Source organism: Fulvivirga aurantia (assembly GCF_009711475.1).
GTDB lineage: Bacteria > Bacteroidota > Bacteroidia > Cytophagales > Cyclobacteriaceae > Fulvivirga > Fulvivirga aurantia.
In genome coordinates this window covers 1-992 of sequence record NZ_SMMD01000213.1, presented here as the reverse complement: position 1 = coordinate 992, position 992 = coordinate 1, and the positions used below count along the sequence as shown (strand labels likewise).

General features: G+C 36.1%; 1 protein-coding gene. It reads right to left on the bottom strand.

All coding sequences use genetic code 11. From position 1 onward, the window contains the following. Window positions 1-684, bottom strand: a 684-nt coding sequence (locus tag E1176_RS00680) for a LamG domain-containing protein (RefSeq protein ID WP_222933038.1), incomplete at its 3' end; no start/stop codon positions are given. Window positions 685-992: the final 308 nt, after the last annotated feature.

Below are 992 nucleotides of genomic sequence, written 5' to 3'. Positions count from 1 at the left end.
ACCGTTGAAATCCTGATTTGTAGCATAGCCTCCATCAATATTATCTTGCTCACCTCCGATCGTAAGTGAGCCTCCGTTGGTAATCAAATCTCCGCTTGCTATTGTAGCAGAATTAATGTTAGAAGCATTCTTATAATGATTTAAAACTCCTCCTGCTGAATTCCATTTGGAGGTAAAAATATTGAAAGTTGTAGCACCATCACTCAGGTCCCCACCATTGTTATTTGCATTGCCTACATAAGTTCTGATATTGTTTGCATCATAAATCAGATATTCATTACTTTCTCCAGTAACAGCATAAGATAAAATACCTTCTGCTGTATTAGGCGTGGCAAATACGATGATAGTTGTTATTTCATCCGATGCCATATTGTTAAATGGGTTAAGATTTAACCTCTCTGCATTTCCATCATTGAACTCAACCACTGGCAAACCGTTAACCTCATTAATTTCATAGTCAGGTAGGTTCCCAGAAGAAGATGCCGAAAAGACCACACCATTTCCTGAAATGTCGGTCCATGTGTTGACATCTGTCCCATCTGCCAGGCCTATAGTTCCGGCATCAAGCCAAATAATATTTTCAGGTTGACCCGCAGACCCTGTAGCATTTCCAACTCCTCCCGGACCGGTTTGTGCTATAACTGTTGAAGAAACAATCAGTAATAAGAATGTAAGTTTTTTCATATATTATGTATACCAACTATTGTGCGATGTAAATGTGAGGTTTTAAAAGCTGTAAATTCGCTTACTAATTCGTCTTAAAACATCGCGAAAAATCTCATTTTGGGAAAAATTCTCTGGATTTAGACAAGTTTTAAAAAATCTTTCTCATTAAATTTGCGAATTTAACAAAAATACATTTTACCGCTGTCCTTAATGCCTTATTTTGACATTAGGTAACTTATCAGCTCTACACTTCTTATTGATAGTTTTTTATTTTTTTATAAAAGTTTAAAACTGAACTCAACTTCTTTCCATTCTCACGGGTAGAT